Raw genomic sequence first — 25,317 nt, forward strand, 5'->3', positions numbered from 1 at the left:
GGTCGCGAGATTTGGGGGAAAGTGAAATTAGAGTTTTGAGAGAACTCTCACGACGCTTACGTAGTGAACCCTCCTACAGGAGGGGGCGAATACTCAGCTCTATGTGTACTCTCCCCCATCCGCTGGCTTTGAAGACGTATATGCAGTTTATTGATAGAAACATTGGAGATCCAGGCCTGTTTCCGGAAACATCTGAGATTGAGAAGGATGTCATCAGAACGTTGGGGGGGTGGCTGGCAAACCCAGATGCTTGTGGCTATATAGTGTCGGGTGGGTCTGAGGCGAACCTAACGGCTCTATGGGTTGCGAGAAACGCCGCGAAGAAGACAAACCCCGAGGTGATTCTTCCAAAGACAGCCCACTTCTCCTTCGAGAAAGCTGCAGATCTATTAAGAATCAAACCAGTCTATGTGGATACAGACGAGAATTTCGTGGTTAAAGTTGATGAGGTAGAGAGAGCAATCAGCGAGAACACTGTTGCTATAGTAGGGATCGCGGGCACTACGGCTCTAGGCACCATCGACCCGCTCCCTGAGCTCTCAGAGATTGCAACTCGACACGGCGTTAGCTTGCATGTCGACGCAGCCTTCGGAGGATTTGTAATACCCTTCCTCAAGGAGATGGGCTACACTCTGCCTGACTTCGACTTCAGGCTGCCTGGGGTTTGCTCTATTACGGTAGACCCGCACAAAATGGGAATGGCGCCGATCCCTGCGGGTGGAATTCTCTTTAGAGGGGAGGAATTGTTGAAGGACTTTGGGGTAAAGACACAATATATTATGGGAGGTGGAGCCCGCAGCCGCACCTTAGGGGGGACTAGGCCTGGCGCATCAGTGTGCGCCGTCTGGGCTCTTCTCAAGTATCTAGGCTGGAGCGGCTACCGGAGAGTGGTACGCCGTTGTATGAGGTTGACTCAGAAGATATCTGAGGAGGTTATGAGAATAGAAGGCTTAGGGCTGGTTCTGCCGCCAACCATGAATATCGTCGGCATAAGATCCAAGAGCCCAGATGTAGGTATGCTTGTCAGGGAGCTTAGAGAGATGGGGTGGGCAGTCTCGTCTATGCAGGACTTCATGAGGATCGTCGTCATGCCGCACCTAACTGAGAGAGTTGTCGACATGTTCATCGACGCTCTACGGAGTATTGTAGGGAGATTTGCACATGAAGTTTGAGAGACCGGTCCTTCAGCTTGCACTCGACTTCATCAGTTTTGATAGGGCATTGAAGGTGGCCGAAGAAGCCGTGAGAGGCGGCGTGGATTGGATTGAGGCTGGAACACCTCTTATAAAGAGCGAAGGCATCGAAGCCGTTAGAAGATTGAAGAAAAGTTTCAAAGAGCACACTATTTTGGCAGATATGAAAACTGTTGACACCGGCGCCATAGAAGTGGAGATGGCGGCGAGAGCGGGCGCCGATGTAGTTATCCTTCTTGGTACAGCTGACGAGATCACCGTCCGAGAGGCAGTTGAAGCTGGCAGGCGGTTGGGATCGAAGATCATGGTCGACCTCCTAGGCGTCGAGAACGCTACGAAGAGGGCATTACAGTTAGAAAACTTGGGGGTTGATTACATATGTGCGCACACAGGCATAGACCAGCAAATGCGGGGGGTGGACCCTCTGAAGGTTCTGAGAGAGGTTGTGGAAGCGGTGCACGTACCAGTCGCGGTAGCGGGAGGTATAAACAGTGAAACGGCCGCCTCAGCCGTTGAGATGGGCGCCAGCATAGTGATAGTGGGTGGAGCTATAACCAAGGCTGCAAATGCTGAGAGAGCGGCTGCCGCAATAAAGAGGGCCATGGTGAGCCGCAAGCCCCTCCCGACAAAACACTATAAAAAGTACGGGGAGAGTGATCTGGTGCGAGTCTTTAGAGAGGTATCAACCCCGAATATCTCTGATGCCCTTCAGAGGAAAGGCGAGATGAGGGGAATAAAACCTATAGTGGAGGGAGTTAAGGCTGTTGGCAAGGCTGTTACTGTAAGAACTTACCCAGGCGACTGGGCGAAACCGATAGAGGCGATAGACATAGCCGACCCTCAAAGTGTGATAGTAATCGACGCGGGTGGGGGGATGGAGGCGGTATGGGGGGAGTTGGCCACTCTAAGTTGCATAAAGAGGGGGCTGTCTGGTGTAGTGATAGACGGCGGAATAAGGGATGTCGACGCTATAAGGGAGCTCAAATTTCCAGCCTTTGCACGGCATATAAACCCGACTGCCGGCGAGCCGAGAGGGCTCGGGGAGATAAACGTAGAAGTAACCTGCGGCGGAATAAAGGTTCGGCCGGGTGACTGGATCATCGGTGACGAGAACGGTATAGTTGTTGTATCGGCTGAGGCTGCAGTGGAAGTAGCCAACCGTGCTGAAGATGTCTTCGAGAAGGAGATCAGGATAAGGGAGGAAATAAAGCGCGGGTGCACCCTCTCAGGAATCCTCCAATTGAAGAGGTGGGAGAAGGATTTAGGGTGACTCTCTTTGAGGATAGCTGTCATAGGTGCTGGAGCTATTGGAAGCCTCTTTGGCGGTTTGCTTGCAAAAAATGGGAACGATGTAACATTGATAGGCCGAAAGGATCATGTGGAGGCGATTAGGCGGCTAGGTTTGAGGATTGAAGGCATTCAGCATTGCACAGTCAGAGACCTCTGGGCGGTAAGCGATATCGATGAGGTTGAGAGAAGGAAATATGATCTCTTGCTTCTCACCGTGAAAGCCTACTCTACGGTTCAAGCTCTCTCAGTTGCTAGAGGGTTGATAAAAGGTGGGACACCCCTGTTATGTCTCCAGAATGGGTTAGGTGTAGAAGAGCTAGCCATGAAGTTGGTCCAGCGGGAAGACTTGATGAGGGGTGTGACTGGGTGTGCAGCTATCCTTGATAGGCCAGGTGTGATCATACATACAGGGATGGGGGAGACGGTTATTGGGGAACTAAGTGGAAAGATCACGCCCAGAGCTCAAATAGTTGCGGAAGCTTTCAACAGTTCAGGGCTAACCACAAAAGTGACACATAACATCTCCGACGCAGTTTGGATGAAGACCTTAGTCAATGCAGGCATAAACCCCTTCGCCGCACTCACGGGAATGAAGAACGGGGAACTCATCAAAGTCGATGGACTGAGGGGGTTGATGGTTGAGACAGTGGAGGAAGGCCGTAAGGTGGCTGAGAGGTTAGGAGTCGAGCTGAGTGGCGACCCAGTTTTGCAGATGTTAACCGTGGCCGAGTTGACCTCAGAGAACATCAACTCCATGTTGATAGACGTGGAGCGAGGTCGACCTACTGAGATAGATTTCATAAATGGGGCTATATCACATGTAGGTGGGCAGGTCGGGGTGCCAACCCCCCTAAACAGAATTTTAACTCAGCTTGTTAAGGCTAAAGCATCAAAAGTTTCAGAGCGTATAGTTGAGCGGAGGTGAGTCCTTGAGCGATATTATTGGGACCTCCAGCGGCGAGTTGGAAGGGAAGAAGTTAATCCTCTGCATCACGGGGAGCATCGCGGCGGTTGAGACTGTGAAGATTGCAAGAGAGCTAATTAGGCGTGGCGCAGAGGTCCACGTTGTTATGTCCAAAGCGGCCCAAAAGATAGTCCACCCCAACGCATTAGAATGGGCGACTGGGAGACCTGTGATAACGGAGATAACAGGGAAGACCGAATATGTTGAGCTTTTGGGAGGACCTAAAGGTAAGGCCGACCTTCTCCTTATCGCGCCAGCAACCATAAACACAATAAGCAAGATTGCTCATGGCATATGCGACACACCTGTCATAGTCTTCGCTTTAGCAGCCCTTGGATCGAGGATACCTGTCTTAGTCTGCCCGGCGATGCATGAAACCCTCTACGACCACCAGATAATGAGGGATAACATTGATAGGCTCAAGACTCTTGGCTTCGAATTCGTAGAGCCTAGGTTGGAGGAGGGAAAAGCCAAGTTAGCGTCAACCGATACCATAGTAGAGCGTGTTCTCAGGAGGTTGGGGCATCATGATATGGCTGGTTTAAAGGTGCTGATCACGGCAGGCCCCACACACGAACACATAGACCCTATCCGAATAATTACAAATAGGAGCTCCGGGAAGATGGGCGCTGCGATTGCCCAAGAGGCTTTAAGGCGTGGAGCGGAAGTCACATTGGTGTATGGCCCAGGAGCCGCTACACCTCCAGCTGGAGCTAAGGTGCTATGGGTTGAGGCGACCGAGGAAATGCGTGAGGCGGTGGTCTCAGAACTCAAGTCAGCCAGCTACGACTTTGTGGTAGCCGTAGCTGCCGCCGCTGACTACACACCTGCGGCTCCCTACAACTATAAGCTGCCCAGCTCAGAAGTTTCAGATCTGACCTTAAGGTTGAAGGCGACACCGAAGATTATTGACGAAGTCAAGAAGATATGCCCGGATGTGATCCTCATCCTCTTTAGGGCTGTGTATAATCTACCAGAAGAGAACATGATCAGAGATGCATATGATCGGTTGATTAGAAGCAACGCCGACATAATTGTAGTCAACGATGTGAGCAAGAAAGGGGTTGAGTTCGGGTCGGATACAAGCGAAGTTATAGTGGTTGACAACAGCGGGAATTTCGAGAAAATACCACTCTCCCTCAAAAGTGAAATTGCTAAGAAGATCCTTAATCGAGCCCTAAACCTAAAGAAAAGTCGGGAGGGGAGGTAAGTTATGCTTCACCTCAGAGAGTATATTATCCAGACTAGTTTGACTCTGATAGCCTAAATCTTTTAGAGCCATTAATACAGCTCTCACCGTGGTTAGCACTTGAGGGGTTGAGACTGCTCCCATGCTCCCAATCCTGAAGGTCTTACCTTTAAGTTTACCGGCGCCGCCGCCTACGATTACCCCGTATTTGCCCCGCATAACCTCTCTTAGCTTAGCATCCTCGACACCTTCAGGTGTATATACGGCGATGGTTGTGTGAGACCTGAGACCCTTCTCAGCCACAAACTTCAGCCCCGCCCTCTCGAAGCTCCTATAAAAGGCCTCAGCACATGCCTTATGCCGCTCGATCCTCCTCTCCAAGGTTTCCTCTTTCAACCATATTAAAGCCTCATCGAGAGCGTAGAATAGGGAGACCGCTGGGGTGAAGGGCGTCTCCATTTTACCCTTAAACTCACGGTGGGAGATTAGGTCAAAGTAGAATGGGCGTTGGTTATTTTTAGCAGCCGCCTCATAGGCTCGTTCGCTTACAGATACCATTGAAATCCCCGGGGGGCAGGCGAGGCACTTCTGGCTGCCCGCTATACACATGTCAATATTCCACTCATCAATTGGTAGGTAGTCTCCACCAAGGATGGAGATGCCGTCCACAATTAGGAACAAATCACGTTTCCTGGCAATTTTCCCTATCGCGGGGAGATCTCTTAATGTGACACCGGTGGATGTTTCATTGTAAACTAGGGCTATAGCCTTCACATCTTTCCCAGATTCTAGTGCTGCCTCAATTTTTTGAGTAGTGGGGGCGCTGCCCCATTCAGACTCGAGCGTGACTGGGTCTCCACCGTAACGCACTATAGCTTCTCTCATCCTCTCGCCGAAAAGACCACTGACGATAGTCAAGACTTTGTCCCCCCTCGATATCAGGTTCCCTACAGCAAACTCTACCCCACCAGTTCCCGAGCAAGTCAGAGGGTAGACATCATTCTTGGTTTGGAAGGCGTATTTCAGATTCTCCAATATTCGCTGGTAGAGGTTTCGGAAAGCTGGCCCACGGTGGTTCATCATGGGCCTACTCATAGCTGCCATTATTCTTGCTGGGATACCTGTAGGCCCCGGCACCATTAGAAGCGGGCTATCGATCATTAACTCAACTCCGCATCTATATTGGCTCTATACTTATAACATGGTTGAAAAAGGTTTCTCTGGGTGGGTAGCTTGATTGTCACCTTACTCTCCGACTTTGGATTAAGAGACTCGTATGTAGCAGAAGTTAAGGCAGCTATACTTGAAGTATGCAGGAATGTAATTCTAGTCGACATAACCCATGAGGTCGAGAGACACAACGTTCGAATGGGCGCCTACTTCTTAGCCAGAAGTGCAAAGATATTCCCCGAGGGCACAGTTCACCTCGCAGTCGTAGATCCAGGAGTGGGTAGTGGAAGGCGGCCAATCGTCATTGAAGGGGAGAGAGCTTACTTTGTAGGACCTGATAATGGATTGTTGGCTCTGGCTGCAAGAGAGCAGGTGGTGAGACACGTATACAAGATTGAGAACACTGCTTTCCTCCGTAGGCAGATTTCGGATACTTTCCATGGAAGGGATGTATTCGCGCCGGTGGCTGGGCATCTAGCGGCTGGGATAAAACCGTCTGCCTTTGGGCCTGAGATATTCGACTACCAGGTACCCAAGTTCTCTGAAGCTGAAGTTCACGGATGCCACATAATAGGCGAAATAATACATATAGACAATTTCGGCAACATCGTGACTAACATTACGCCTAGGCATCTAAGCGAGGGAGGGGTGAGGTTGAATTCCGAGGTGAAGGTCACCGTTTCAGACGGGGGCTCCGAGAAGATGCGGCTCCGGGAGACTTACTCAAACGTGGCTCCGGGATGTTTCCTTGCTGTTGTTGGTAGTGGAGGTTTCTTGGAGGTCTCCATAAATCAGGGGGATGCCGCTAGGCAGTTGAGGGCAGCCGCCTCTAAGAGGGTTGAGGTGGCCTTGATCTAATGGTCAAGCTTATCAGAGTAGGTCAACTCTCTCACCCGCTCAACTCCGCCTATCTTCTTTATGAAAGCAGCTACTGAGCTGGGCACAAGATCTTCCCAGTTCTCACCATTCAGTATCTTCTCCCTGACTAAGGTGGCGTTGAACTTATCTCGCTGAAGAAACGGTATCCTCTCGACGATAAAACCGGACTCCTTGAGAAGACGTGAAGTCAAGGGATCGTTGGAGAAGACTACGTCAAACTGCGGGGTCAAAGACTTCAGGTGAGCTACCCACACGCTGTGAGTGCCCGTGTCAGGAATGTGAATTATAATGTATCTACCGCGATCTATACCAGCCTCATCCAACGCCAGCCTGAGCATGGCAAACCTCTCTCCGGTTGTGAAGGGGTTCATCGGCTCATGGCTATACTGAGCACTACCGATGCCGATGATCAACTCCTCAACCTTCCCCAGCGCGTAGAGGATAGCATGTATATGTCCTTTGTGAGGCGGTTGAAATCTACCTATATAGAACCCTACCCTACCAGTCATACCAGAAATATTTCTCTGGATTCCCTTTTAGCCATTGCCCTATGTGCAAAGGGTGAAGTAGGTTAGATCTCTTACCAGCCTATGAGGGGGCGGTAAGTTCTCTAACATATACTGCAACAGCCCTCCTATTCTCCGAGGTGTTCATTACGTCACCATCAGAACTTGGCCTAATTTAACGGCCCAATTCTTCGCACACCTCTAGAAGATTTAAGATTGCTGCAGATAAACGGATGCTCTCTCCACGCAACCTATGAAACTTAGCTGCTGAAAACTTGCAGAGGCGTGAGGCTGTGAAGACCTGGCGCAACCTTAATGTCTGCTGTATAACCCTATAAGCTCAGCTTTCGCGAGGATGTGCCCCCTCATGGCTCTTTGTAAATCCTGTTTTGTAGCGCCTGGTGGGAGATTTAATTGCGTGTCTAAGGCGTAAAGGTGAAACTGATACCTATGCGTGCCTGAGGGCGGGCATGGGCCTCCGTAACCGTTTCTGCCGAAGTCGTTTTTTCCCTGTATTGCGCCATTAGGAAGCTTACCTGTCTTAGGCACGTTCTCCTGCAAGCCACTCTCGGAGCTAGGTATGTTAAAAATCACCCAGTGAGTGAATGTTCCCCCAGGTGCATCTGGGTCGTCTACAATTAAGGCGTAGGTCTTCGTTCCTTGAGGTGCACCACTCCAACATAGTGGAGGGGAGACATCTTTGCCGTCGCAAGTGTATTGAGAAGGTATAGACTCGTTATTCTTAAATGCTCTACTGGTTATAACCATGGTCATTTAACTTACACCCCAGTGGTTACTGACACTCTCGACATAAAAATCTTACATTCTATCCCGCGGATGCGGTAAAAAGATGAAACTCTATGCGTTCAAGATTCCAAATAGAACTATGAGCACCATGGGTTTCAACACCTGAAAGGATTAACTGAAACTTGACCGGTTAAGTTGTATGAAAATTAACATATAACGGTTGCAGATTCGAGTGCGTAATAGATTTTTTGCTGGATCGCTCAACTGAGGGGATTATTTACGGAATTTAAAGAGCTTTGAGGGGCTGAGGGGATGTGTGTCGTACTTGAATTTCATACGATGATCAGCGAGAGCTCAACCATCGGCGGAAGGATAGAAGGCTATTTAGCAATGTTCTCAGAAGATGCGGGCGGAAACTAAATAGATTAACGTCGCTTCAACTATTAAAACACCTCGAGGTATGTGCAATGCACTCTGAGATAGTTGTAAGAGCCCCAGCGCATCTACATGTAGGGAACATAGATTTAACCGGCAACCTTGAGAGACTTTATGGCACAATAGGGTTCACAATAGATACCCCCCACACATTAGTCAGGGCGAGCATATCTGAGGAGTTTGAAATTGAGGGCGAAGATGCCGCGAACGCAACACGCTACGCGGAGGCTTTCTTCGCTAAGTTCGGGGTTACAGGGGGGGCGATGATCAAGGTGGAACGGGCGATACCTAAACATGTCGGTATGGGTTCGCAGACAGCTCTCGCCCTCTCAATAGCTACCGCCCTATCACGGCTTTATTGTGTGGAGGCCGATGTTGAGAGCCTTGCCTTATTTTTGGGCAGAGGTTCCATAACTGGGCTTGGTGTGCACTCTTTCAAAGTTGGCGGATTCATAGTTGACGGCGGGTTCAAACTTGGAGAGAGAGGGAAGAAAGTGCCACCTCTAGTATTCCACCACAAGATCCCAGAGGAGTTATACTTCGTGGTCTGCATTCCAGCGGCGCCAATACCTGAAGTCTTAAGGATAAAGGCTGCGGAAGAGAGCATATTAGAACAACTCAAACCTATGCCTCAAGAACTCTCCTCTGAGCTGGCTAGAATAACTCTGATACAGATGCTACCAGCATTGGTAGAAAACGACGTTAAAACATTCGGGAAGGCTATAACGTCCCTTAACGGGGGGCTTGGGCGTTATTGGAGCGACCACCAACACGGCATCTACTGCCACCCGTTAGTAGATGAGGGCGTGAAGCTGATGTTGGAGGAGGGGGCACTCGGAGCATGCCAGAGTTGTTGGGGGCCGACATTTTACGGTCTCGTAGAGGGCGAAGATGAGGCTGGAAGGCTTGCAGATAGGCTAAGGCGACATCTAGCTACAAGAGGTGGTGGGGAAGTATTCTATGCACACCCAAATAATAGCGGCGCCTCAGTAGTCTGCAGATGAGGGGGTGAAAAGGATGGCCAAAGCTTTGGGTATAGACCCGGGCACTAAGAGTATGGATCTCTTCGGCTTCGACGATTCAACCGACGAGATCTTCCTAGACGAGGCTGTGCCGAGGGACGAGGTCACGACGAGACCAAGGGTGGTGCTCGATATTGTAAGAGAAGCGGTTAGGAGGTACGGTAGCATCGACGCGATTGTAGGTCCTAGTGGATATGGACTGCCACTTAAGATGGCACGGGAGGCCAGCGAGTCTGACATAATGTTGGCTACGTTTGTGAGCCAGAGCGATGCTCGGCGAAGGCTTAAGATCATTGGGCTTAGGGAGTTGATGTTATTAATGAGGAGGGCGGAAGATCTGAACGTATGGTTCACTCCGGGCATAATACATTTGCCGACCGTTCCAGACCACCGCAAGATCAACAGGATTGACATGGGAACCGCGGACAAACTCTTCAGTGTAGTTTTAGCCGTGAAGGATCAGGCAGAGCGCCGCAACATCGACTATGAAGAGACATCGTTTATACTCGTTGAGGTGGGCTTCGCGTATACAGCTGCAGTCGCAGTGGATAAGGGCAGGGTCATTGACGGCGTCGGGGGGACTGTTGGTGGGGCGGGCTACTTGGGGATGGGTGGTATGGACGCTGAACTTGCATATGCACTTGCGAATGCTGCCAGCAACTTCTCTAAATTACTCTTGTTCTCAGGTGGCGTAGCTCATGTTGGGCATATAGACCCCTATGCCATTTCTCCCGAGGAGTTTGTGAAGTTGGCGAAGAGAAACGAGAAAGTGAGCGCAGCCTATGAAGCCATGCTTGAAGCCATCTTGAAGGATGTAGCAGTGCTCTTGGCCACGCTCAGAAACCCCGGCGAGATAATTCTGAGCGGAAGATTTGTACGTGTGCCAGATTTTTTGGCAGATTTAAAGGACAGGTTAAAAGGTTTTCTCGGGAAGTTAGTGGGCGAGGTTAGTGTGGAGATCTTGGGTAGGAGGGCTAAGAATGTTAAGGAAGGAGCTGAAGGTGCCGCAGTATTGGCAAATGGGATAGCCGGCGGTAGGTACTCTAGACTTGTCGATGTTATGAGGCTGAGAGAAAGCAGGGGCACGATCTTCGACCACATATATCTGGAAAAGACACTAGTTCAGAGGTTGAAGGAAATATACAGTCAAACACCTCAACCTTAAAACTGTATCAAAACCGGCTCTTCGGCATGCCACCACGAGGGGCGATGAACTTTCAGATTCCCAGCCAGATTTTTTCACGCGCCTGCAGGGATAGCTGCCTCTTTCAGAGCCCGCCACTTTTTTACTGGCCCTAAAGAAGGGCATAGTGAAAGGGATAGCTAATAAGTTACTTTTGTTGATCAATTCACAGATTGGTTGGGTGCATTCTGGGTGACGCTGGAGAAGGTGGGTTCAACCCTAAATGAGTCGCTGAGAAGAATTCTGAGACTTCCCCTCGTAGATGAGGCTGCAGTGAAGGAGCTGGTAAAAGACCTCCAGAGGGCGCTCCTCCAGGCTGATGTAAACGTTCAAATGGTTCTAGACCTCTCAAAAGAGGTTGAGAACCGTGCTCTCCACGAGAAGCTCCCTCCAGGAGTCTCACGTAGAGAGCATGTGGTGAAGGTCTTATACGAGGAGCTGACCAAGCTCCTCGGTGAAAAGCCGTCTAGACTCGCAGTCCAAGCGGGCAGAGTAAGCACCTTGATGCTCGTTGGTATCCAAGGTTCAGGAAAGACTACAGGTGCCGTCAAAATTGCACGGTTCCTTAAGAAGAGAGGAGTCAAGGCGGCGGTAGTATGCGCTGATACATATAGACCTGGCGCTCTCGCACAACTCAAACAGCTGGCCGATACCGCCGGGATACCTGTCTATGGGGAGGAGAGTGGCATGGAGCCTGTGAAAATCGCAAAGAACGGCGTCGACGCCTTTAGGAGAGCTGGTTACGAAGCCATAATCGTTGACACTGCTGGAAGACATAGGGATGATGCCAGCCTTATCGAGGAGATGAAAGAGATGGCGGCTGTTGTAAAGCCAGACCAGATAATCTTAGTCATAGATGGAACCATAGGTCAGCAGGCGGCAGTTCAAGCACGTGGATTCCATGAAGCCACAGAAATAGGCGCAATCTATGTGACGAAACTTGATGGAGCAGCAAAGGGTGGAGGCGCCTTATCGGCTGTAGCAGCTACGGGTGCGCCTATCCTCTTCATAGGTACAGGCGAGAAAGTTGAAGATATTGAACTCTTTGACCCGCCTAGATTTGTCGGCCGGCTATTGGGGATGGGCGACATTCAAGGGCTTGTAGAGAAGTTTAAGGAGGCTGAAGTTAAAATTGCTGAGGATAAGGCTAAGGCCATCTTGAGCGGTAAGTTCACTCTTACAGATATGTATGAGCAAATCGAGAACTTGCGGAAATTGGGGCCTTTGGGCAAAGTGCTCAGAATGATGCCTGGGGGGGCAGGTCAGATTCCAGATTCGATGGTCAACTTGACCGAGGAGAAGATTGATAGTTTTAGAGTGATCATTCAGTCCATGACTAAAGCCGAGAGGGAAAACCCAAAGATAGTTAATCCTTCAAGAGTGCGAAGGATAAGTCGGGGCTCGGGGAGAAGTGAGAGGGAAGTTAAGGAGCTGATACAACAATACGAGATGTCGAAAAAGATGTTGAAGACTTTGATGCGGCAAAGGAAACCATTCAAGATGTTTGAGAAGATGTTGCGTGGGTAGAGGTAGAAGATCTATTGGAGATCAGAAATCCACTTGTAGCAGCTTTCACACACTGAGGTGGAAGAGCGAATACGGGTATATGCTAAATATGAGGGGCAGGATATGCTGGCGCCCATTTGAAAGTTTCCCAAGTCTGGAGAGCCGACGAGGTTCCAAGCGGGCAATGAAGACTAGGTGAGATGGTTTAAGTGGAAGAGATATTGAAGATGGCTGAAAAACTTGTAGAGGCTCACGCCCTGTGTGACAACTGTCTTGGAAGACAGTTCGCCAGCCTTGCCAGTGGCGCCAGTAATGCTGAGAGAGGTAGATCGTTGAAGAATACTTTGGTGATGGCGGCTTACGCGATGATTATAGAGGGCAAGAGAAAGGGAAGAGACCTCCTGAAGAAACTAGCCTCTAACGGCTTCTCAGATTTTGCGAAGGCAACCTTGGAGAAGTTATCTATCCAACCCGACGCAGAGCCACGGGAGTGTGAAGTCTGCAAAGGGAAACTTGAGGAAATAGACGCTTTGGCCACCGAAGCCATAAGTAAGGCTGAAGGCTACGAGTTCCATAGTTTTCTCGTAGGCGCGAAGATACCTTCGCATGTAACGGAAGCTGAGGACTCGTTACGAGCTAAACACGGTGTGAATTGGGGGGAGGCGATTAGGAGTGAGTTTACAAGAGAGATCGGGAAGATAATTTCACACAAAACCATGAAGAAGGTAAATTATACAAATCCCGACGTAAACTTCACAGTTGACCCGTATAAGGGGGAGGTTACTCTCCAAGTTAACCCCTTATTCATCGCAGGTCGCTACAAGAAGCTCAAGGCTGGAATTCCCCAGTCGAGGTGGCTTTGCAATAAGTGCAGAGGGAAAGGGTGCCCGTCATGTGGGGGGACTGGTAGGAGGTATGAAGACTCGGTACAGGAGATAATCGCGCAACCAATACTTATGAGGACTATGGGGGAAGATGCTATACTTCACGCAAGTGGTAGAGAGGATGTAGATGCGAAGGTTCTCGGCGAGGGAAGACCCTTCGTACTCGAAGTTAAGAGACCACGTATCCGTAGCCTCAAGTTGGAGGAGGTGAGGGATGCTATTGCTAAGAGTGGGAAGGTTGAAGTTGAAGATCTCCAAGTGGTTGGGAAGGATTATGTGAAGAAGTTGAAGATGGGAGAGTCTGCGGATAAGGTATACCAAGCCATCGTGGAGGTTGACGGTGAAATTACGGATGACGACTTGGAGAAAGTTTCGAAGGTTCTAACAGGTTGCTATATAAAACAAGCCACCCCGAGCAGAGTCCTCCATCGTAGAGTTGATAAAGTTCGGGAAAGATACATATATAAGGTTAATGTAAAGAAGATATCGGCTAAGAGTTTTGATTTAACGATACACTGCCAAGGGGGCCTATACGTGAAGGAGCTGGTGGAGGGCGACGAGGGTAGGACAACCCCCAGCGTAGCTACCCTAATAGGTAAGAAGGCCCGGTGTGTGGAGTTAAACGTGTTGGATGTTGGGAGGAGAGGGGCGAGTTGAAGAGGTCGAAAGGTTACCGCTCTAGGACGAGACAACTCTTCAGAAAGGGATGGAGTGCTTGCAGAATGAGTGTAAGCTCCCTACTCAGGGAATATAATATCGGAGATAGGGTCGTCATACAAATAGAGCCATCGAAAGTTAAAGGGCAACCCCACCGACGATACCATGGAAAGGTCGGTGTAATCAGTGAGAAGAGGGGCAGGGCTTATGTGCTCAGCGTGCAAGATGGAGGTAAGGTGAGACAGGTTATCTCTATGCCGGATCACCTTAAACCCCTATAAAGTTGAAGGGGTGTTAAGTTTTGCCTAAGATGATTATCGAGAGTAAACCTGTAACTATAGCTAAAGCGAAGAAGATGTTGGAAGGCCTTAACCGTGAGTTAAACCAGTTTCAGAGAAGAACCTTGGATTATGCAATACTATTTTCAAAGATCGATCCCGATGATGCTGAGAGGCTTGCGGAGCAGCTCACAGCGCAGTTAGGCGTAAGCCTTAGTGAGGCTGTCCAGATTGTGAATTCGATGCCTGAGACCTTGGAGGAGTTGAGAGTCTTCATTCCTCGCCATAAAGTGATAGAGACAGCCAAACTAAAAGATGCATTGGCACTTATAGATAAGTATAGGAAGTAGCGTGTCCACGCTACGACGAAGGCGATCTCCATTTTTCTAAGCGCGATAGCACGGAAGTAGGTAAGGATCCAACATAGTCTAAAATAGTCTCCTGAGGTGCAATTTGCACACATGGAAAGAGAGAAGAGACACTATGAAGAGTACGGCTATGTGTTGGACTTCCTCCCTAGGGGCAGAGCAGTTTCAGGGGGAAGATACATAGCGGAGCCTATCATCCAGATAATTGGAGAAGAGTTTTTTACACTACTTGAGGCTGCTGCACGGCCAAACATTGTGGTAAACCTACACGAAAGGATTTACATTGGCAAAGAGAAGAGGGATAAGGTCAGTCATATAATAGGGAGGATACCATTTGAAGAGTTGACCCCGACTGCAAAGGGTGAACTCCCCTATGTGGTGGAGGAGATTGTTAAAAAAGGCGAAGCTAGATTTGTAGAATTCTTTAACAAAGCCCAGTCTATAACCCCGCGGATGCATGCTTTCGAGTTGCTTCCCGGCATTGGGAAGAAGTATATGTGGCAGATTGTGAATGAGAGGGAAAAAAGGCCCTTCGAGAGCTTCAATGATATCCAGAATAGAACAGGCCTCCCAGACCCTATGAAAGTGGTTGCTAAAAGGATACTGGACGAGCTGATGGCTGATCAGAAGTATAAACTCTTTTGTAGGTGAACCATGAGAGGCGTTATTTACGGTTAGACTTCTGGTATTGCCATGGACTTGGAGCACCTTAAGAGGCTCCTAAGAGAGCAGAATATACGGCTCAGGAGAGACCTTAGCCAGAACTTCATGGTAGACGATCAGGCGCTTCGAAGGGTTGTGGAGTATGCGAACATAACGGGGAATGATGTGGTTCTTGAGATTGGCGGAGGCTTGGGGTTTTTGACGAAACTTCTGGCGACTAGAGCTAGGAGAGTGATTACGATTGAGAAGGACCCTAGGCTTGCCGCAGTTTTGAGGAAAATGTTTGAGGATGAAGAGAGAGTGGAAATATTGGAAGGTGACTTTCTAAAAATGGGCGTCCCAAAGTACAATAAGGTGGCGTCTAATCCCCCCTACGCTTCAATATCGAAGATAATCTTCAAGCTTCTAGGAGAGAGGTTCGATTGTGGGGTATTAACGCTCCAGAAAGAGTTCGCGGAGAGGATGGCTGCATGCCCTGGTCATAGAAACTATGGTAGGTTAACTGTGATGAGTTATGTGAAGGCGGAAGTCGAGCTGTTAGAGGCTCTTCCCCCCTCAGCATTTTATCCACCTCCTGAGGTGGCCTCGACCATAACCAGGATCCAGCCCAGAAGAGAGCTACCTTTCAAGGTGGCAGATTGGAAACTGTTCGAGGAGGTTGTCAGAACTTTATTTACCCAAAGGAATAGAACTGTTAAGAAAGCTTTAAAGATCCTATTAAGAAGTATGCATCTGCCAAAGCTGGAAGCCGCCAGTTTGCCCGCTCATTTACTGGATAGAAGAGTATTCACGTTAACTCCTGAAGAGTTTGGTGTTTTGGCGGATGCAATTTATGGAGCGGCTACGCATAGTAGAGTTTAGAGAACTCAAGTTCCTCGTTCCCGAGGATGTATACCTACCCTCCGATGACAGCTTACTTTTAGCTGAGAACTTCAAAGTAAGAGACGGCGAGGAAGTTTTAGAGATAGGTTGTGGATGCGGTATAAACGCACTACTGGCCGCTTTGAGGGCTGGAAGGGTCGTTGCGACCGATATCAACCCTTCCGCAGCGAAGGCCACACTATGGAATGCTCGGTTAAACGGTCTTAATGGTAAAGTGGAGGTACTCGTGGGAGATCTGTTTGGCCCCATAGGAGTTGGGGAAGTGTTTGATGTCATCCTATTTAACCCGCCTTACCTTCCATCTACACCCGAGGAAGGGTGCAGCATATTGGAGAAGTCTTGGCAGGGGGGCGAGAGTGGAAGAGAAGTTGTAGACCGTTTTTTAGAAGAAGTTGGAGATCATCTCAAAAAGGATGGGCGTATCTATTTGGTGCAGTCAACACTCTCCAGAATTGATGAGACTGTGAAGAGGTTAGAGGAGAAAGGCTACTGGGTTAGAATGTTAGGGGAAACTCGTTTTCCCTTTGAAACCATCGTCTGCATTGAAGCGAGACGGAGGCTAATTTTCGGTTGTATGGAGTTTAAGACCCAAGATCACCTCTAAACACCGCACAACCGCACGGGCCGCTGCTGGGTCAGGGTGTTCAGGATCTTCTATGTTTGGTTCACTTCTTCCAAAGAGGCAGATGCCCTCTATCCCTCTAAGTTTGGCGAACCCGAAAACTAAACCTGAGAAACCGTAGAAGGGGCCAATATATCCAACATCAATACCGTGACTTTTCATCTCCTCGATGAGATTTAGATCTGTCGCAGCACAACAGACATCCTTCCCCTTATACCCGTAACCAGCTAGTATGAAAATTCTCTTAACCTCGAACTCTTTGAATAGGTCCAGTGCCTTCTCAGCCACCTCAAACTGTCCTTGAAAGTTTGCGTGATAGCCCACAGTTATCAAGAGGTCTGGGTTGTTATGCGAGTAGAAACGGACAGCTGGGAGATCTAAACCTGATTTCACCAATTTTACGCCGCCTGAGCCTGGTAGGGAGGGGTGAGGAGCGTAAGAGGGTTTAGTATAGTAGATAACTGGGAAATAGGGTGAGTAGAGTTCGGCAAATAGTGAAGCCCTCAAGCCCTCGACGAGGTACTCTACAGCCAATTTACCGATCGACCTGAGACCTGGAGAGCCTACAATGGCTATTGGCTCCCTTAAAACTGGCCTTTTCAGATATTCTATGTATGTCTTGGCGATACTCTCACCGCCAGAGTTTAGATATATAACATACGGTCTTTGGGGGGGGCTATCCTGGTTGCTTCCTCGATGGCTTGGCGCTCCACCTCTTCTATCTTTTGTATGATCTCGGCGGTCGCTTTAGCTTGGCTCTCGAGGGGCGCCATGTCGATCTTCAACCCCAATATCTTGGTGAGAACCTCGAGGATGGCTTTGGCGGCTTTAGCGTCAACAAGGGATTGACCTGTTGGGGTGGTATAACCTACGGTCTCTCCGAGGAGGCATATACCCTCCATCCCCCTCAACTTGGCCAGCCCGAAGAGTAACCCGTTTGTGCCGCCGATGCTACCTTCCTCCATGGGCTTCGCCCCGTAAACCTTCATCTCATCGACTAGCTTGGGGTCTGTTGCCGCAATGTAGACCCTCGGCTTCTCAGCGGATCTCTCAGTTACATACGCAGCCAACGTGAAGACCCTCTTCACACCGAAACGTTCAGCCAAATTCAGGACTTCCTCTGCGATGGCATACTGCCCTTCCGGGGATGTTGCCTGAGTGTTCCCAGTGTAGATTACTGCCCCCCTCTCCAAGTTCCTATCTGACCAGCAGTATAGTTCGTTCTTCATTAGCTCCACTGTACCATCCTTCTTGATTAATACGTAGGGCGGGAAGAAGGGCGAGTAAATCTCCCCGAATAGTTCTGCCCTCAGCTCATTTATCAAGTAATCAGTCGAAAGCTTCGCTACATACGCAATTCCAGGTAACCCGCCTATGAGCACAGGATTACTTACACTTGGTTCCCTGTATAGCTTAACAACAGCCTTCACAGCTCACACCCGAACCGTACCATATCGAAGGATGATTCCACACCGCGAAAGACGACAGTAAATGTATTTGATGCTTCATAAGGGTTGAGATCTGCGTGCATATGAAAAATCCTCCCATACTTGTTGACAGTAAAAAAATGAGTCACCCCTTTGAAACGCCTATAGGTGTAAGTCTACATACTTTGCGGGCTATCCCCAGCTGGTGGCTCACATCGGCCACCTCATCCACATCCTTGTATGCGCCTGGCGCCTCCTCACTCACGAGAGCTATGTTGGTTACTCGAACTAGCACGCCAGCCTGCTCGAGCTCCCTTTTAACATTGCTCCCCCAGAACCTCTTTTTAGCGGCAGCTCTACTCATGAAGCGCCCTGCGCCATGGGCGGTGGAGCCGAAGCTGAGTTCCATAGCCTTCGCTGTCCCGATGAGGAGCCACGAGGCTGTGCCCATGCTCCCAGGTATGAGCACTGGTTGGCCTATCTCCCTATAGTCAGCGGGGATCTCTGAGTGTTTTGGAGGGAAGGCTCTAGTGGCACCTTTCCTGTGGACGTATACCCGGCGTTTACCACCGTCTATCTGGTGCTCTTCAACTTTCGCTATGTTGTGCGCAACATCGTAAATAAGCCTTAAGTCGAGATCCTCAGCTGAGCTACCCATGACTTTCTGAAAGACTTCGCGTGTCCAGTGGGTTATCAGCTGCCTGTTGACCCAGGCGAAGTTGGCAGCCGCACCCATAGCGGCCAGGTAGTCTTCTAACTCTCTGCTCTTAGCTGGGCTACAGGCAAGTTCCCTGTCAGGTAATTTTATGCCATATTTATGAACAGCCCCCTCCATAATTCGTAGATAGTCACTGCATACCTGGTGGCCGAAGCCCCTACTACCCGTATGGATTAAAACACAGACCTGCCCGATTTTCTTTATACCTAAAGCTTTCGCGGTTCCCTCGTCAAAGATCTTGTCCACCCTCTCAACCTCGAGGAAATGGTTTCCGCTGCCTAGACTCCCAAGCTGTGGGGCTCCTCGGCTCTTGGCTGTGGAAGAAACCTTTGACGGGTCGGCCCCACGCATAGACCCATTCTCTTCGCAATGCTCAGCATCTTCAGCCCAACCGTAACCTTCTCTAATGGCCCATTTAACACCTTCAGCGACCGCTTCGTCCAGCTGCTGAGGTGTAAGCCTTACCCTACCCCTACTGCCTAGACCGGAGGGTATATAATCGAACAACGCGTCGAGGAGCTTGTTGAGATGAGGGCGTAGCTCATCCTCGTCGAGGTTAGTCCTGAGGAGGCGTACTCCGCAGTTTATATCATACCCCACGCCGCCGGGGCTAACAACACCCTCCTCATAGTCTGTTGCGGCCACCCCACCGATAGGGAAGCCGTAACCTTCGTGGCCGTCAGGCAACGTTATTGACCATTTGTAGATGCCAGGTAGGAAGGCTACGTTGGCGCACTGTTCAAGCGTCATGTCCATCCTCATCTTCTCTAGGAGGGTCTCATTTGCATAGATCCTTCCAGGAACCCTCATGCCAGGCTTGTAGGATCGCGGTATCTCCCACACGTACTTGTCGATCTGTTTTAGGACAACCTTGCCAGAAGTCCCCCTCGGCTTTTCGCCTTCCTCCATACTACAGTCCTCCAGCTCAGTTTAATTGTTTGGGACTATATATATGTCAAGTTTTATTTATGGTTCGGCTGGGAGCACCTATCCTATGTGTACCAATCTACAATCCTATGTTATAAGGACGCGAACCCTATTTTTAGTAAGAGGTGTAGTGGCTTCTTGTATACCAGTGGGGTGATGTATGGTTAAGATAAAACGGCAGATTTCTTCTGGTGGGGTGATCTTCAAGAGACGGGGCAACTCTCATGAGGTAGCATTGACGGCTAGGAGGGGGGGCAAAGTTTGGTGTCTGCCTAAAGGTTTAGTTGAGGCCGATGAGACGCTTGAGGAGTCCGCGGTGAGGGAGACGAGGGAAGAGACAGGGCTTATGGGGAGACCCGTAGGTAAAATAGGAGAGATAAGCTACTGGTATTATTCTCGAGATGATGAGGCTCGAATCTTCAAGACTGTCCATTTTTATCTATTGGAATTTGTCAGCGGCTCCGAAGCTAACCACGATTTTGAGGTCGAAGAAGTTAGGTGGTTACCCTTAGAGGAGGCAATAACCGTATTGACTTATAAGAACGAGAGGGAGATTGTGATGAAAGCCGGTGAAATGCTTAACCAACTAGGCCGCGGTGAGAGGGTGAAGTAGTTTTTTGTGGCGTTATTAGGCGTATAGGGCTGGGGAAGGTTCAGTGCTTAATCCATGCTGTTTGAATGTAAGGTTGGGGTGCCCTACCTAAACTGCCCTCAGCCGCGGGGTCAGGAGGAGGAAGAAGAAGACAAAAGCAATTATAGTTAGGGCTACAGCGATTGGGAGTAGAACGAGGAAGTCTGGGCCTGTTCCGAACACTATAGGGATAGGACCGATCAGCAGAATCCCGCCACCTGCGATAGAGCTTGGGCTGCCCAGCGCTGAGATGAAGATGATAACCACACCGATGAAGGTTATGAGCGAACCAACCATGAAGATTAAGGGAAAACTATACGGGTTTAACAATTTTTTGAGACCTGACGTCTGCGGTTTAGTGGCACTCTTCGCGCAGATGCTACATACCCAGCCAGTGTAGTCGAAGCAGGCTTCACAGATCCTATTGCCACATCGCCGGCAGATATATAAGGCATCTTGCTTCCCGCAGAGTTCACAAAGATTCTCAGCCAACGTTTACCCTCCTAGAGTAGGGTTGGGATTACCATGATAACTGAGACTATGATCATTAAGATTATGGCTAGGTAGATTAGACCTTTCACTATCTTGGCGTCGGAGCCGAATAAGATTGGAATTGGGCCGATCAATATGACACCCCCCCCTCGAACCCTCCCCCCTCGCACAGCGGCGAACATGGCTGATAGAACTGAGAGCAAGACAACTATGAGACCGACAACTATTAGGATGGAACCCACATTTATGAGTATGTTGGTGGACAACAGTCTCTCCAGATCACTCTTCACACTCCATTTTTATAACCCTTACTAGCTACCCCTACTTGTTTGGGGTCGGTTTTAGGTATGGCTTGATTCATGGCGATACCAACCTTTATTCACGTATAGGTATGCATTCACCGCCGCTGTTATACCTTCGCCTACGGCGACACCTATCTGGTTTACGCTTCCGGTTACGCTTCCCGCCGCATAAACCCCTTGGATCTTTGTCTCTTGGTTCCCGTCTACGATTATGTAGCCCTCCGCGTTTGTGGGCACCCCAGCCTTCTTCGCTACCTCACTCCTCGGAAGCTCGCCTATGGCGATAAACACACCATCTACCTCTACTGCTCTATCTTCGCCAGTCTTCTTGTTGTAAACGCGTACAAGTGAGACCTGGTCGTTGCCTTCTATGCTTCTGACTTCACTATTCCAGATAGCCTCCACTCCGCACTCAACTACACGCTTCTCCAGTATGGCGTCAGCCCTCATTCCCTCTCTCCTGTGAACGAGGTATATCTTGCTTGCGAGATCTTTGAGGTATAGGACCTCGTGGGCGGCTACATTCCCGCCGCCTACCACCATAACCTTCTTGCCCCTGAAGAAGCGGCCGTCACATGTTGCACAGTAGCTAACCCCTCTACCCCTGAACTTATCCTCGCCAGGTACCCCTAGTTTCCGGTGGGTGCACCCGGTCGCTATGATTAACGCCTTCGCCGAGTATGCGCTTGCATCAGTCTTGGCTTTCTTTTCACTACCATCCAAAACCATTTCGAGTACGGTTTCAGGACTGTTTAATATCGCACCGTAAGCCTCAGCCTGCCTACGCATCTTATCCATAAGTTCAAAACCTGAGATCTGGGCGAAGCCAGGGTAGTTCTCCACCGTGAGGGCGTCAGCTGCCATCCCACCTAAAACTTCAGCCACAATCAGGGTTTTCAGTCCCATCCTCGCACCGTAGATTCCAGCCGCTAGACCAGCCGGCCCAGCTCCAATGATTAAGAGATCCCAAACCTCATGCATTTTCGATTTCACCTTAACAGATTTCTATAAGTGTATGGCAAAAATTGGATTGATTAATATTTGTGGATCATATATCTTAGGTTGAAACCTGAAACTCGGCCACCGATAGGTTCCCCTTCATGTTTATGGACTGCTGCTTAACTCTTATAAGCTATCAACTTGCGCCTTGAAGGTACTAGTTGGTTAAATGATATAAATGCGTATGCTGGCTTAGTGGTTGTCTATGGTTCTGCTTCTAGCGCGGTCGGCGATCGAGTCTCTGGTTAATATGAGGGAAGCTATCTGTGCTGTTGAGGAGGCTTTCAGAGAGTATGCGAGAGGCGAGGTTCAGATGCCCCCAAGGTCTATCATCACAATCCCCGAAAGGGGCGGCTGGATTGGGGGTATGTCAGCTTACCTCCGAGGGCTGAGTGCAGCGGCCTCAAAAGTCGTCGCCTCATACCCAAACAACGCCTTGAAGGGGCTCCCAACGATCTCGGCTTTGATCACCTACATTGACATTGACACTGGGATACCCCTGGCGGTCATGGATGCAGCCTACCTTACCGCCCTTAGAACCGGGGCTGCGTCAGGTGTAGCCACTAAGTATCTTGCTAGGGAAGATAGTGAAACAGTTGGGGTGATTGGGGCTGGCGTTCAAGCCAGATTTCAATTGGAGGCTGTAGCGGCGGTTAGGCGTATCAGCCGCGTATACGTTTACAGCCCTACCCATGAACATAGGATACGATTCGCAAAGGAGGTGGAGGAAAGACTCGGCGTACACGTTACATCCTTAGATGCAGCAGCTGAGGTTGTGTGTAAGGCAGATATCTTGGTGGTTGCAACCTCTGCCAAGGAGCCGGTGGTTAAGGGTAAGTGGCTTCGGGCTGGAACTCACATAAACGGTGTTGGCTCCCATTCTCCTAAAGTTAGGGAGTTGGACGGTGAGGTGGTGAGGAGGTCGAAGGTTGTTGTAGACTCCCGGGAGGCTGCTCTGAGGGAGGCTGGAGACCTTTTGATCCCCATGGCGGAGGGAGGATTCTCCGTGGGGGATATCTATGCGGAGCTGGGAGAGGTTGTGAGCGGCGCTAAACATGGTAGGGAGAGCCCTGAGGAGGTTACACTATTCAAGTCAGTTGGGCTGGCGATCCAGGATGTGGCGGTGGCAAAGATTGCGTATGATAAAGCGAGAAGGTTTGGGGTAGGCTCAGAGGTTAAGCTCGCATGATAACCGCCTAATAGGAGACTGGAGCTCGGGACGGAGTTGAGGGTGTGTGAAGCCTTGGGAGGGCATTGTGGAGTATATTTGAGCTCTTCTGCCACCTAGAAAGATCTCGATAAATTCAGGTATGACTTGGACTGCGAATTGCTGGGTTGGTTTCCCGAGCATAATTCCCCTGCAGAACGGGTCCAAGTAGACGTAGAACTTGTCACCTTTGAAGGAGTATAATGCCTCATCGGCGCATCCGTAGGTAGGCTTCCTCCCTATCTTGAAGGGCCAAAGCTTGCATGCATAGGGCTTCATCGCTTGGAGGGCACATAGGAAATTACCCATGGAGGGGTACAGGAATATGCAGCTACCGTCGGCTCTTTTCTTCAGGTATAAGCCGTCAAATCTGAACTCGGCGATCTGGGGGCCGTAGAGGTGGCAGAGCCTAGCCCATTCCCAGGCGGAGATGGGTACACGGAACGAATTGCAACAGATGTCCCCGCAGCCAACGCAACCCCAAGACCTAACTTTGCGCCAAGGGATCGCATTTAATTGCAAACCAGCCACTAAATTTTAAAATTGAATTGACACGTATTCTTAGGTTTTGCCCTCGGTGCGGGTGGTTTATGAGGTTTAAGCTATCTACTTTGCGCCGTTCAGACCCCATATTTCTCCGTAGAGTTCCTTCTCAAGGTTTACAGGTGTTCTGGCTACTTCCCTTGAGTTTCTGCTTAGGTTTAAATCCTTTCCAGCCAACTCTAGGGTCACGGTCTATCAACTCTATAATCTGCCTTAGTCTGCGGAAAGACTCCTGATACTCCTGCTGGCTTACCTCACGCCACTCCATGCCTTCTCTTTTGGAAGATTATAAAGGCTGGGTTTAAGTTTTTGTTACTTGAGAACAAGCTTCCTAGTTATTTGTACTACAGCCACTATCGCAGCCGCAGCTGCGGCAATGGATAACCCCGCCGCGATCAGGCTGGAGACCCTTACCCCTTCCAGCTGGCTCACATCGAATGTGACGCCTTGGAAGACCTTGAATGCTGTTCCGTACACACCATGCCAAGAGACATCAACCGCGACGGCATATGTCCCCACGGTTGGGATCGTGTAGAGAGCTTTGAAGAGTCCAGTCTTCACGGCGGTGAAGGTGAGGTCAACTACGGTACCATCCGGCTGTATGACTTTGCCTGAGATGTTGTTTACAGCTATAGGTCTTCCCTCGTAGGTTGTGTAGACCCAGATGGGCACTGTGGTGCCAGGGGTACCTTCGGGTAAGTCTATGTCAACGGCGACCGAGCCTGTTACTTGGAGGTAGTTTGTCGTGGTGGTGGCGAACCCTGTATTTCCAGCTAGATCTGTTGCTTCAGCCTTCAGGGAGTGGGTGCCTGTGGTTGGGAGTGGAATCTCAACACTCCAAGCATGACTCACAACTGCGACGCGTGTCTTAGGCTGTGCGTCTAGGGTGAGATCTATGAAGCTCACGGTCGCATCATCGACTACACCTGAGACTGTAACCTTAGGCTCGAATACTATTTCGGGGGTTGTGATGGAGATCACGGGTGGTGTTGTATCTACTGTGAATGTTTTGACTGCTCTGCCAACCTCTCCAGCCAAGTTTATACCTGAAGCATTTATTACAGCCACCCCTTCATATCCGCGTTGGACGGCGTAGCTTGCACTCCACTGGTTTGAGCTAGTTTTGACCATTGAGAGAGGCTTCGCCTCCGCGCCGGACTGTGTGACTGTGACGGTTGGTGCGTCTTGGAGGCTTTCGCTTGAGGTTACTTTTATGGTTACGAGTTCTGTGGTGTAGGCAGGTTTTGGCGGCGTCAATGTGATTGTTAGGAATGGCCCAACTGAGTAGAGTATGAAGGTTGTTTCCCTACTAACTCCGCCTTCGCTCGCGGTTACCTTGTACTCGCCCGTTAGGGATCCTGGGGGTAGTTTAAATGTTCGTTGGAAATTACCTTCCGTGTCAGCTTTGGCCGTTGTTAGGAAGACTATTGTGCCCTTTTGGTCTGTTATCTGGATGGCTACTGTTTTGTTTGGGGGGGCTGTGCCGCTTACAGTGATGGTTTCGTTATAGGTGTAGATCGACTTGTCGGTTTTCACCGTTGCGACTTGGGCTGAAGCCGTGGGCATAGTGGACACTAACGTCAGCCCCAATATTAATAGGAAGAGTATAATGGGTGTGGGATGTTGTGTGAGG

28 protein-coding genes are annotated in these 25,317 nt (G+C 49.8%); 16 read left to right on the top strand and 12 right to left on the bottom strand.

The window, feature by feature from the left end; all coding sequences use genetic code 11:
- The first annotated feature begins 11 nt into the window (after window positions 1-11).
- The 4 genes from mfnA to coaBC are packed head-to-tail and all read left to right on the top strand — an operon-like array spanning window position 12 to window position 4,657.
- A complete protein-coding gene (gene mfnA, locus QXJ75_01885; protein ID MEM3736830.1) occupies window positions 12-1,172 on the top strand; it encodes a tyrosine decarboxylase MfnA in 1,161 nt (386 codons plus the stop codon).
- The gene (gene hxlA / locus QXJ75_01890) at window positions 1,162-2,463 is read left to right on the top strand and encodes a 3-hexulose-6-phosphate synthase (protein ID MEM3736831.1); all 1,302 of its coding nucleotides are present in this window, start codon (window positions 1,162-1,164) and stop codon (window positions 2,461-2,463) included. The genes mfnA and hxlA overlap by 11 nt, the downstream gene beginning before the upstream one ends.
- A gap of 6 nt (window positions 2,464-2,469) precedes the next feature.
- Window positions 2,470-3,408 (top strand): 2-dehydropantoate 2-reductase, encoded by a 939-nt coding sequence (locus QXJ75_01895; GenBank protein ID MEM3736832.1) that lies wholly within the window; start codon window positions 2,470-2,472, stop codon window positions 3,406-3,408.
- Between the two features lie 4 nt (window positions 3,409-3,412).
- Window positions 3,413-4,657 (top strand): bifunctional phosphopantothenoylcysteine decarboxylase/phosphopantothenate--cysteine ligase CoaBC, encoded by a 1,245-nt coding sequence (coaBC, locus tag QXJ75_01900; protein ID MEM3736833.1) that lies wholly within the window; start codon window positions 3,413-3,415, stop codon window positions 4,655-4,657.
- Here the strand turns inward: coaBC and QXJ75_01905 are convergent.
- Window positions 4,631-5,797 (bottom strand): alanine--glyoxylate aminotransferase family protein, encoded by a 1,167-nt coding sequence (locus tag QXJ75_01905; GenBank protein MEM3736834.1) that lies wholly within the window; start codon window positions 5,795-5,797, stop codon window positions 4,631-4,633. The genes coaBC and QXJ75_01905 overlap by 27 nt on opposite strands.
- A 63-nt stretch (window positions 5,798-5,860) precedes the next feature.
- Here QXJ75_01905 and QXJ75_01910 point away from each other — a divergent pair, with 63 nt between their 5' ends.
- Complete coding sequence (locus QXJ75_01910) at window positions 5,861-6,664, top strand: SAM-dependent chlorinase/fluorinase (GenBank protein ID MEM3736835.1); 804 nt, start codon at window positions 5,861-5,863, stop codon at window positions 6,662-6,664.
- Here the strand turns inward: QXJ75_01910 and QXJ75_01915 are convergent.
- On the bottom strand, window positions 6,661-7,194 hold the full coding sequence (locus tag QXJ75_01915) for a nicotinamide-nucleotide adenylyltransferase (protein ID MEM3736836.1): 534 nt from the start codon (window positions 7,192-7,194) through the stop codon (window positions 6,661-6,663). The genes QXJ75_01910 and QXJ75_01915 overlap by 4 nt on opposite strands.
- 309 nt (window positions 7,195-7,503) lie before the next feature.
- Window positions 7,504-7,965: a YbhB/YbcL family Raf kinase inhibitor-like protein gene (locus tag QXJ75_01920; GenBank protein MEM3736837.1), complete on the bottom strand. Its 462-nt coding sequence runs from the start codon at window positions 7,963-7,965 to the stop codon at window positions 7,504-7,506.
- Window positions 7,966-8,405: 440 nt separating this feature from the next.
- On the opposite strand from QXJ75_01920, the gene QXJ75_01925 reads away from it, so the two are divergent.
- The 9 genes from QXJ75_01925 to QXJ75_01965 all read left to right on the top strand — a co-directional run bounded on the left by QXJ75_01925 (window position 8,406) and on the right by QXJ75_01965 (window position 16,420).
- The gene (locus QXJ75_01925) at window positions 8,406-9,377 is read left to right on the top strand and encodes a GHMP kinase (GenBank protein MEM3736838.1); all 972 of its coding nucleotides are present in this window, start codon (window positions 8,406-8,408) and stop codon (window positions 9,375-9,377) included.
- Window positions 9,378-9,390: 13 nt separating this feature from the next.
- Window positions 9,391-10,560 (top strand): DUF1464 family protein, encoded by a 1,170-nt coding sequence (locus tag QXJ75_01930; protein MEM3736839.1) that lies wholly within the window; start codon window positions 9,391-9,393, stop codon window positions 10,558-10,560.
- Window positions 10,561-10,770: 210 nt separating this feature from the next.
- A complete protein-coding gene (locus tag QXJ75_01935; protein MEM3736840.1) occupies window positions 10,771-12,105 on the top strand; it encodes a signal recognition particle protein Srp54 in 1,335 nt (444 codons plus the stop codon).
- A gap of 188 nt (window positions 12,106-12,293) precedes the next feature.
- Complete coding sequence (locus QXJ75_01940; GenBank protein MEM3736841.1) at window positions 12,294-13,625, top strand: tRNA pseudouridine(54/55) synthase Pus10; 1,332 nt, start codon at window positions 12,294-12,296, stop codon at window positions 13,623-13,625.
- Window positions 13,622-13,906, top strand: a complete 285-nt coding sequence (locus tag QXJ75_01945) for a 50S ribosomal protein L21e (GenBank protein ID MEM3736842.1) — start codon at window positions 13,622-13,624, stop codon at window positions 13,904-13,906. Before QXJ75_01940 ends, QXJ75_01945 begins: the two co-directional genes overlap by 4 nt.
- 29 nt (window positions 13,907-13,935) lie before the next feature.
- A complete protein-coding gene (locus QXJ75_01950) occupies window positions 13,936-14,253 on the top strand; it encodes a hypothetical protein (protein MEM3736843.1) in 318 nt (105 codons plus the stop codon).
- 111 nt (window positions 14,254-14,364) lie between these two features.
- The gene (locus tag QXJ75_01955) at window positions 14,365-14,922 is read left to right on the top strand and encodes a DUF655 domain-containing protein (protein MEM3736844.1); all 558 of its coding nucleotides are present in this window, start codon (window positions 14,365-14,367) and stop codon (window positions 14,920-14,922) included.
- A 42-nt stretch (window positions 14,923-14,964) separates the two neighbouring features.
- Entirely contained in the window at window positions 14,965-15,795 is an 831-nt protein-coding gene (rsmA, locus tag QXJ75_01960; protein MEM3736845.1) for a 16S rRNA (adenine(1518)-N(6)/adenine(1519)-N(6))-dimethyltransferase RsmA, read from the top strand.
- The gene (locus QXJ75_01965) at window positions 15,767-16,420 is read left to right on the top strand and encodes a class I SAM-dependent methyltransferase (protein ID MEM3736846.1); all 654 of its coding nucleotides are present in this window, start codon (window positions 15,767-15,769) and stop codon (window positions 16,418-16,420) included. The genes rsmA and QXJ75_01965 overlap by 29 nt, the downstream gene beginning before the upstream one ends.
- Here QXJ75_01965 and QXJ75_01970 read toward each other — a convergent pair.
- From QXJ75_01970 to QXJ75_01980, 3 genes are all read right to left on the bottom strand, one after another.
- Entirely contained in the window at window positions 16,376-16,972 is a 597-nt protein-coding gene (locus tag QXJ75_01970; GenBank protein MEM3736847.1) for a PAC2 family protein, read from the bottom strand. The two genes, QXJ75_01965 and QXJ75_01970, sit on opposite strands and share 45 nt — an antisense overlap.
- 110 nt (window positions 16,973-17,082) lie before the next feature.
- On the bottom strand, window positions 17,083-17,868 hold the full coding sequence (locus tag QXJ75_01975; GenBank protein MEM3736848.1) for a proteasome assembly chaperone family protein: 786 nt from the start codon (window positions 17,866-17,868) through the stop codon (window positions 17,083-17,085).
- A gap of 142 nt (window positions 17,869-18,010) precedes the next feature.
- Complete coding sequence (locus tag QXJ75_01980) at window positions 18,011-19,492, bottom strand: RtcB family protein (protein MEM3736849.1); 1,482 nt, start codon at window positions 19,490-19,492, stop codon at window positions 18,011-18,013.
- Window positions 19,493-19,670: 178 nt separating this feature from the next.
- Here QXJ75_01980 and QXJ75_01985 point away from each other — a divergent pair, with 178 nt between their 5' ends.
- Window positions 19,671-20,123: an NUDIX hydrolase gene (locus QXJ75_01985; protein MEM3736850.1), complete on the top strand. Its 453-nt coding sequence runs from the start codon at window positions 19,671-19,673 to the stop codon at window positions 20,121-20,123.
- An 87-nt stretch (window positions 20,124-20,210) separates the two neighbouring features.
- Here QXJ75_01985 and QXJ75_01990 read toward each other — a convergent pair whose 3' ends face one another.
- The 3 genes from QXJ75_01990 to QXJ75_02000 are packed head-to-tail and all read right to left on the bottom strand — an operon-like array spanning window position 20,211 to window position 21,916.
- On the bottom strand, window positions 20,211-20,633 hold the full coding sequence (locus QXJ75_01990; GenBank protein MEM3736851.1) for a DUF131 domain-containing protein: 423 nt from the start codon (window positions 20,631-20,633) through the stop codon (window positions 20,211-20,213).
- A gap of 11 nt (window positions 20,634-20,644) precedes the next feature.
- Window positions 20,645-20,923 (bottom strand): DUF131 domain-containing protein, encoded by a 279-nt coding sequence (locus QXJ75_01995; GenBank protein ID MEM3736852.1) that lies wholly within the window; start codon window positions 20,921-20,923, stop codon window positions 20,645-20,647.
- 51 nt (window positions 20,924-20,974) lie between these two features.
- Window positions 20,975-21,916, bottom strand: a complete 942-nt coding sequence (locus QXJ75_02000) for an FAD-dependent oxidoreductase (GenBank protein ID MEM3736853.1) — start codon at window positions 21,914-21,916, stop codon at window positions 20,975-20,977.
- Between the two features lie 223 nt (window positions 21,917-22,139).
- Between QXJ75_02000 and QXJ75_02005 the strand changes: the two genes are divergently transcribed.
- The gene (locus tag QXJ75_02005) at window positions 22,140-23,123 is read left to right on the top strand and encodes an ornithine cyclodeaminase family protein (GenBank protein MEM3736854.1); all 984 of its coding nucleotides are present in this window, start codon (window positions 22,140-22,142) and stop codon (window positions 23,121-23,123) included.
- Here QXJ75_02005 and QXJ75_02010 read toward each other — a convergent pair.
- The 3 genes from QXJ75_02010 to QXJ75_02020 all read right to left on the bottom strand — a co-directional run bounded on the left by QXJ75_02010 (window position 23,103) and on the right by QXJ75_02020 (window position 25,259).
- Complete coding sequence (locus QXJ75_02010) at window positions 23,103-23,672, bottom strand: YkgJ family cysteine cluster protein (GenBank protein MEM3736855.1); 570 nt, start codon at window positions 23,670-23,672, stop codon at window positions 23,103-23,105. The genes QXJ75_02005 and QXJ75_02010 overlap by 21 nt on opposite strands.
- A gap of 121 nt (window positions 23,673-23,793) precedes the next feature.
- Window positions 23,794-23,952 (bottom strand): hypothetical protein, encoded by a 159-nt coding sequence (locus QXJ75_02015; GenBank protein MEM3736856.1) that lies wholly within the window; start codon window positions 23,950-23,952, stop codon window positions 23,794-23,796.
- A gap of 44 nt (window positions 23,953-23,996) precedes the next feature.
- The gene (locus tag QXJ75_02020; protein MEM3736857.1) at window positions 23,997-25,259 is read right to left on the bottom strand and encodes a hypothetical protein; all 1,263 of its coding nucleotides are present in this window, start codon (window positions 25,257-25,259) and stop codon (window positions 23,997-23,999) included.
- Window positions 25,260-25,317 lie beyond the last annotated feature (58 nt).

The organism is Candidatus Bathyarchaeia archaeon (assembly GCA_038883335.1).
In the GTDB taxonomy this organism is placed as follows: Archaea; Thermoproteota; Bathyarchaeia; order Hecatellales; family Hecatellaceae; genus JAVZMI01.

Bases quoted from the DNA above. Each gene is read 5' to 3' on its own strand.
- hxlA (MEM3736831.1), top strand. From the start codon at position 1,162: ATGAAGTTTGAGAGACCGGTCCTTCAGCTTGCACTCGACTTCATCAGT.
- QXJ75_01905 (MEM3736834.1), bottom strand. From the start codon at position 5,797: ATGATCGATAGCCCGCTTCTAATGGTGCCGGGGCCTACAGGTATCCCA.
- QXJ75_01915 (MEM3736836.1), bottom strand. From the start codon at position 7,194: ATGACTGGTAGGGTAGGGTTCTATATAGGTAGATTTCAACCGCCTCAC.
- QXJ75_01920 (MEM3736837.1), bottom strand. From the start codon at position 7,965: ATGACCATGGTTATAACCAGTAGAGCATTTAAGAATAACGAGTCTATA.
- QXJ75_01925 (MEM3736838.1), top strand. From the start codon at position 8,406: ATGCACTCTGAGATAGTTGTAAGAGCCCCAGCGCATCTACATGTAGGG.
- QXJ75_01930 (MEM3736839.1), top strand. From the start codon at position 9,391: ATGGCCAAAGCTTTGGGTATAGACCCGGGCACTAAGAGTATGGATCTC.
- QXJ75_01950 (MEM3736843.1), top strand. From the start codon at position 13,936: ATGATTATCGAGAGTAAACCTGTAACTATAGCTAAAGCGAAGAAGATG.
- QXJ75_01955 (MEM3736844.1), top strand. From the start codon at position 14,365: ATGGAAAGAGAGAAGAGACACTATGAAGAGTACGGCTATGTGTTGGAC.
- rsmA (MEM3736845.1), top strand. From the start codon at position 14,965: ATGGACTTGGAGCACCTTAAGAGGCTCCTAAGAGAGCAGAATATACGG.
- QXJ75_01965 (MEM3736846.1), top strand. From the start codon at position 15,767: ATGGAGCGGCTACGCATAGTAGAGTTTAGAGAACTCAAGTTCCTCGTT.
- QXJ75_01980 (MEM3736849.1), bottom strand. From the start codon at position 19,492: ATGGAGGAAGGCGAAAAGCCGAGGGGGACTTCTGGCAAGGTTGTCCTA.
- QXJ75_01985 (MEM3736850.1), top strand. From the start codon at position 19,671: ATGGTTAAGATAAAACGGCAGATTTCTTCTGGTGGGGTGATCTTCAAG.
- QXJ75_02000 (MEM3736853.1), bottom strand. From the start codon at position 21,916: ATGCATGAGGTTTGGGATCTCTTAATCATTGGAGCTGGGCCGGCTGGT.
- QXJ75_02005 (MEM3736854.1), top strand. From the start codon at position 22,140: ATGGTTCTGCTTCTAGCGCGGTCGGCGATCGAGTCTCTGGTTAATATG.
- QXJ75_02015 (MEM3736856.1), bottom strand. From the start codon at position 23,952: ATGGAGTGGCGTGAGGTAAGCCAGCAGGAGTATCAGGAGTCTTTCCGC.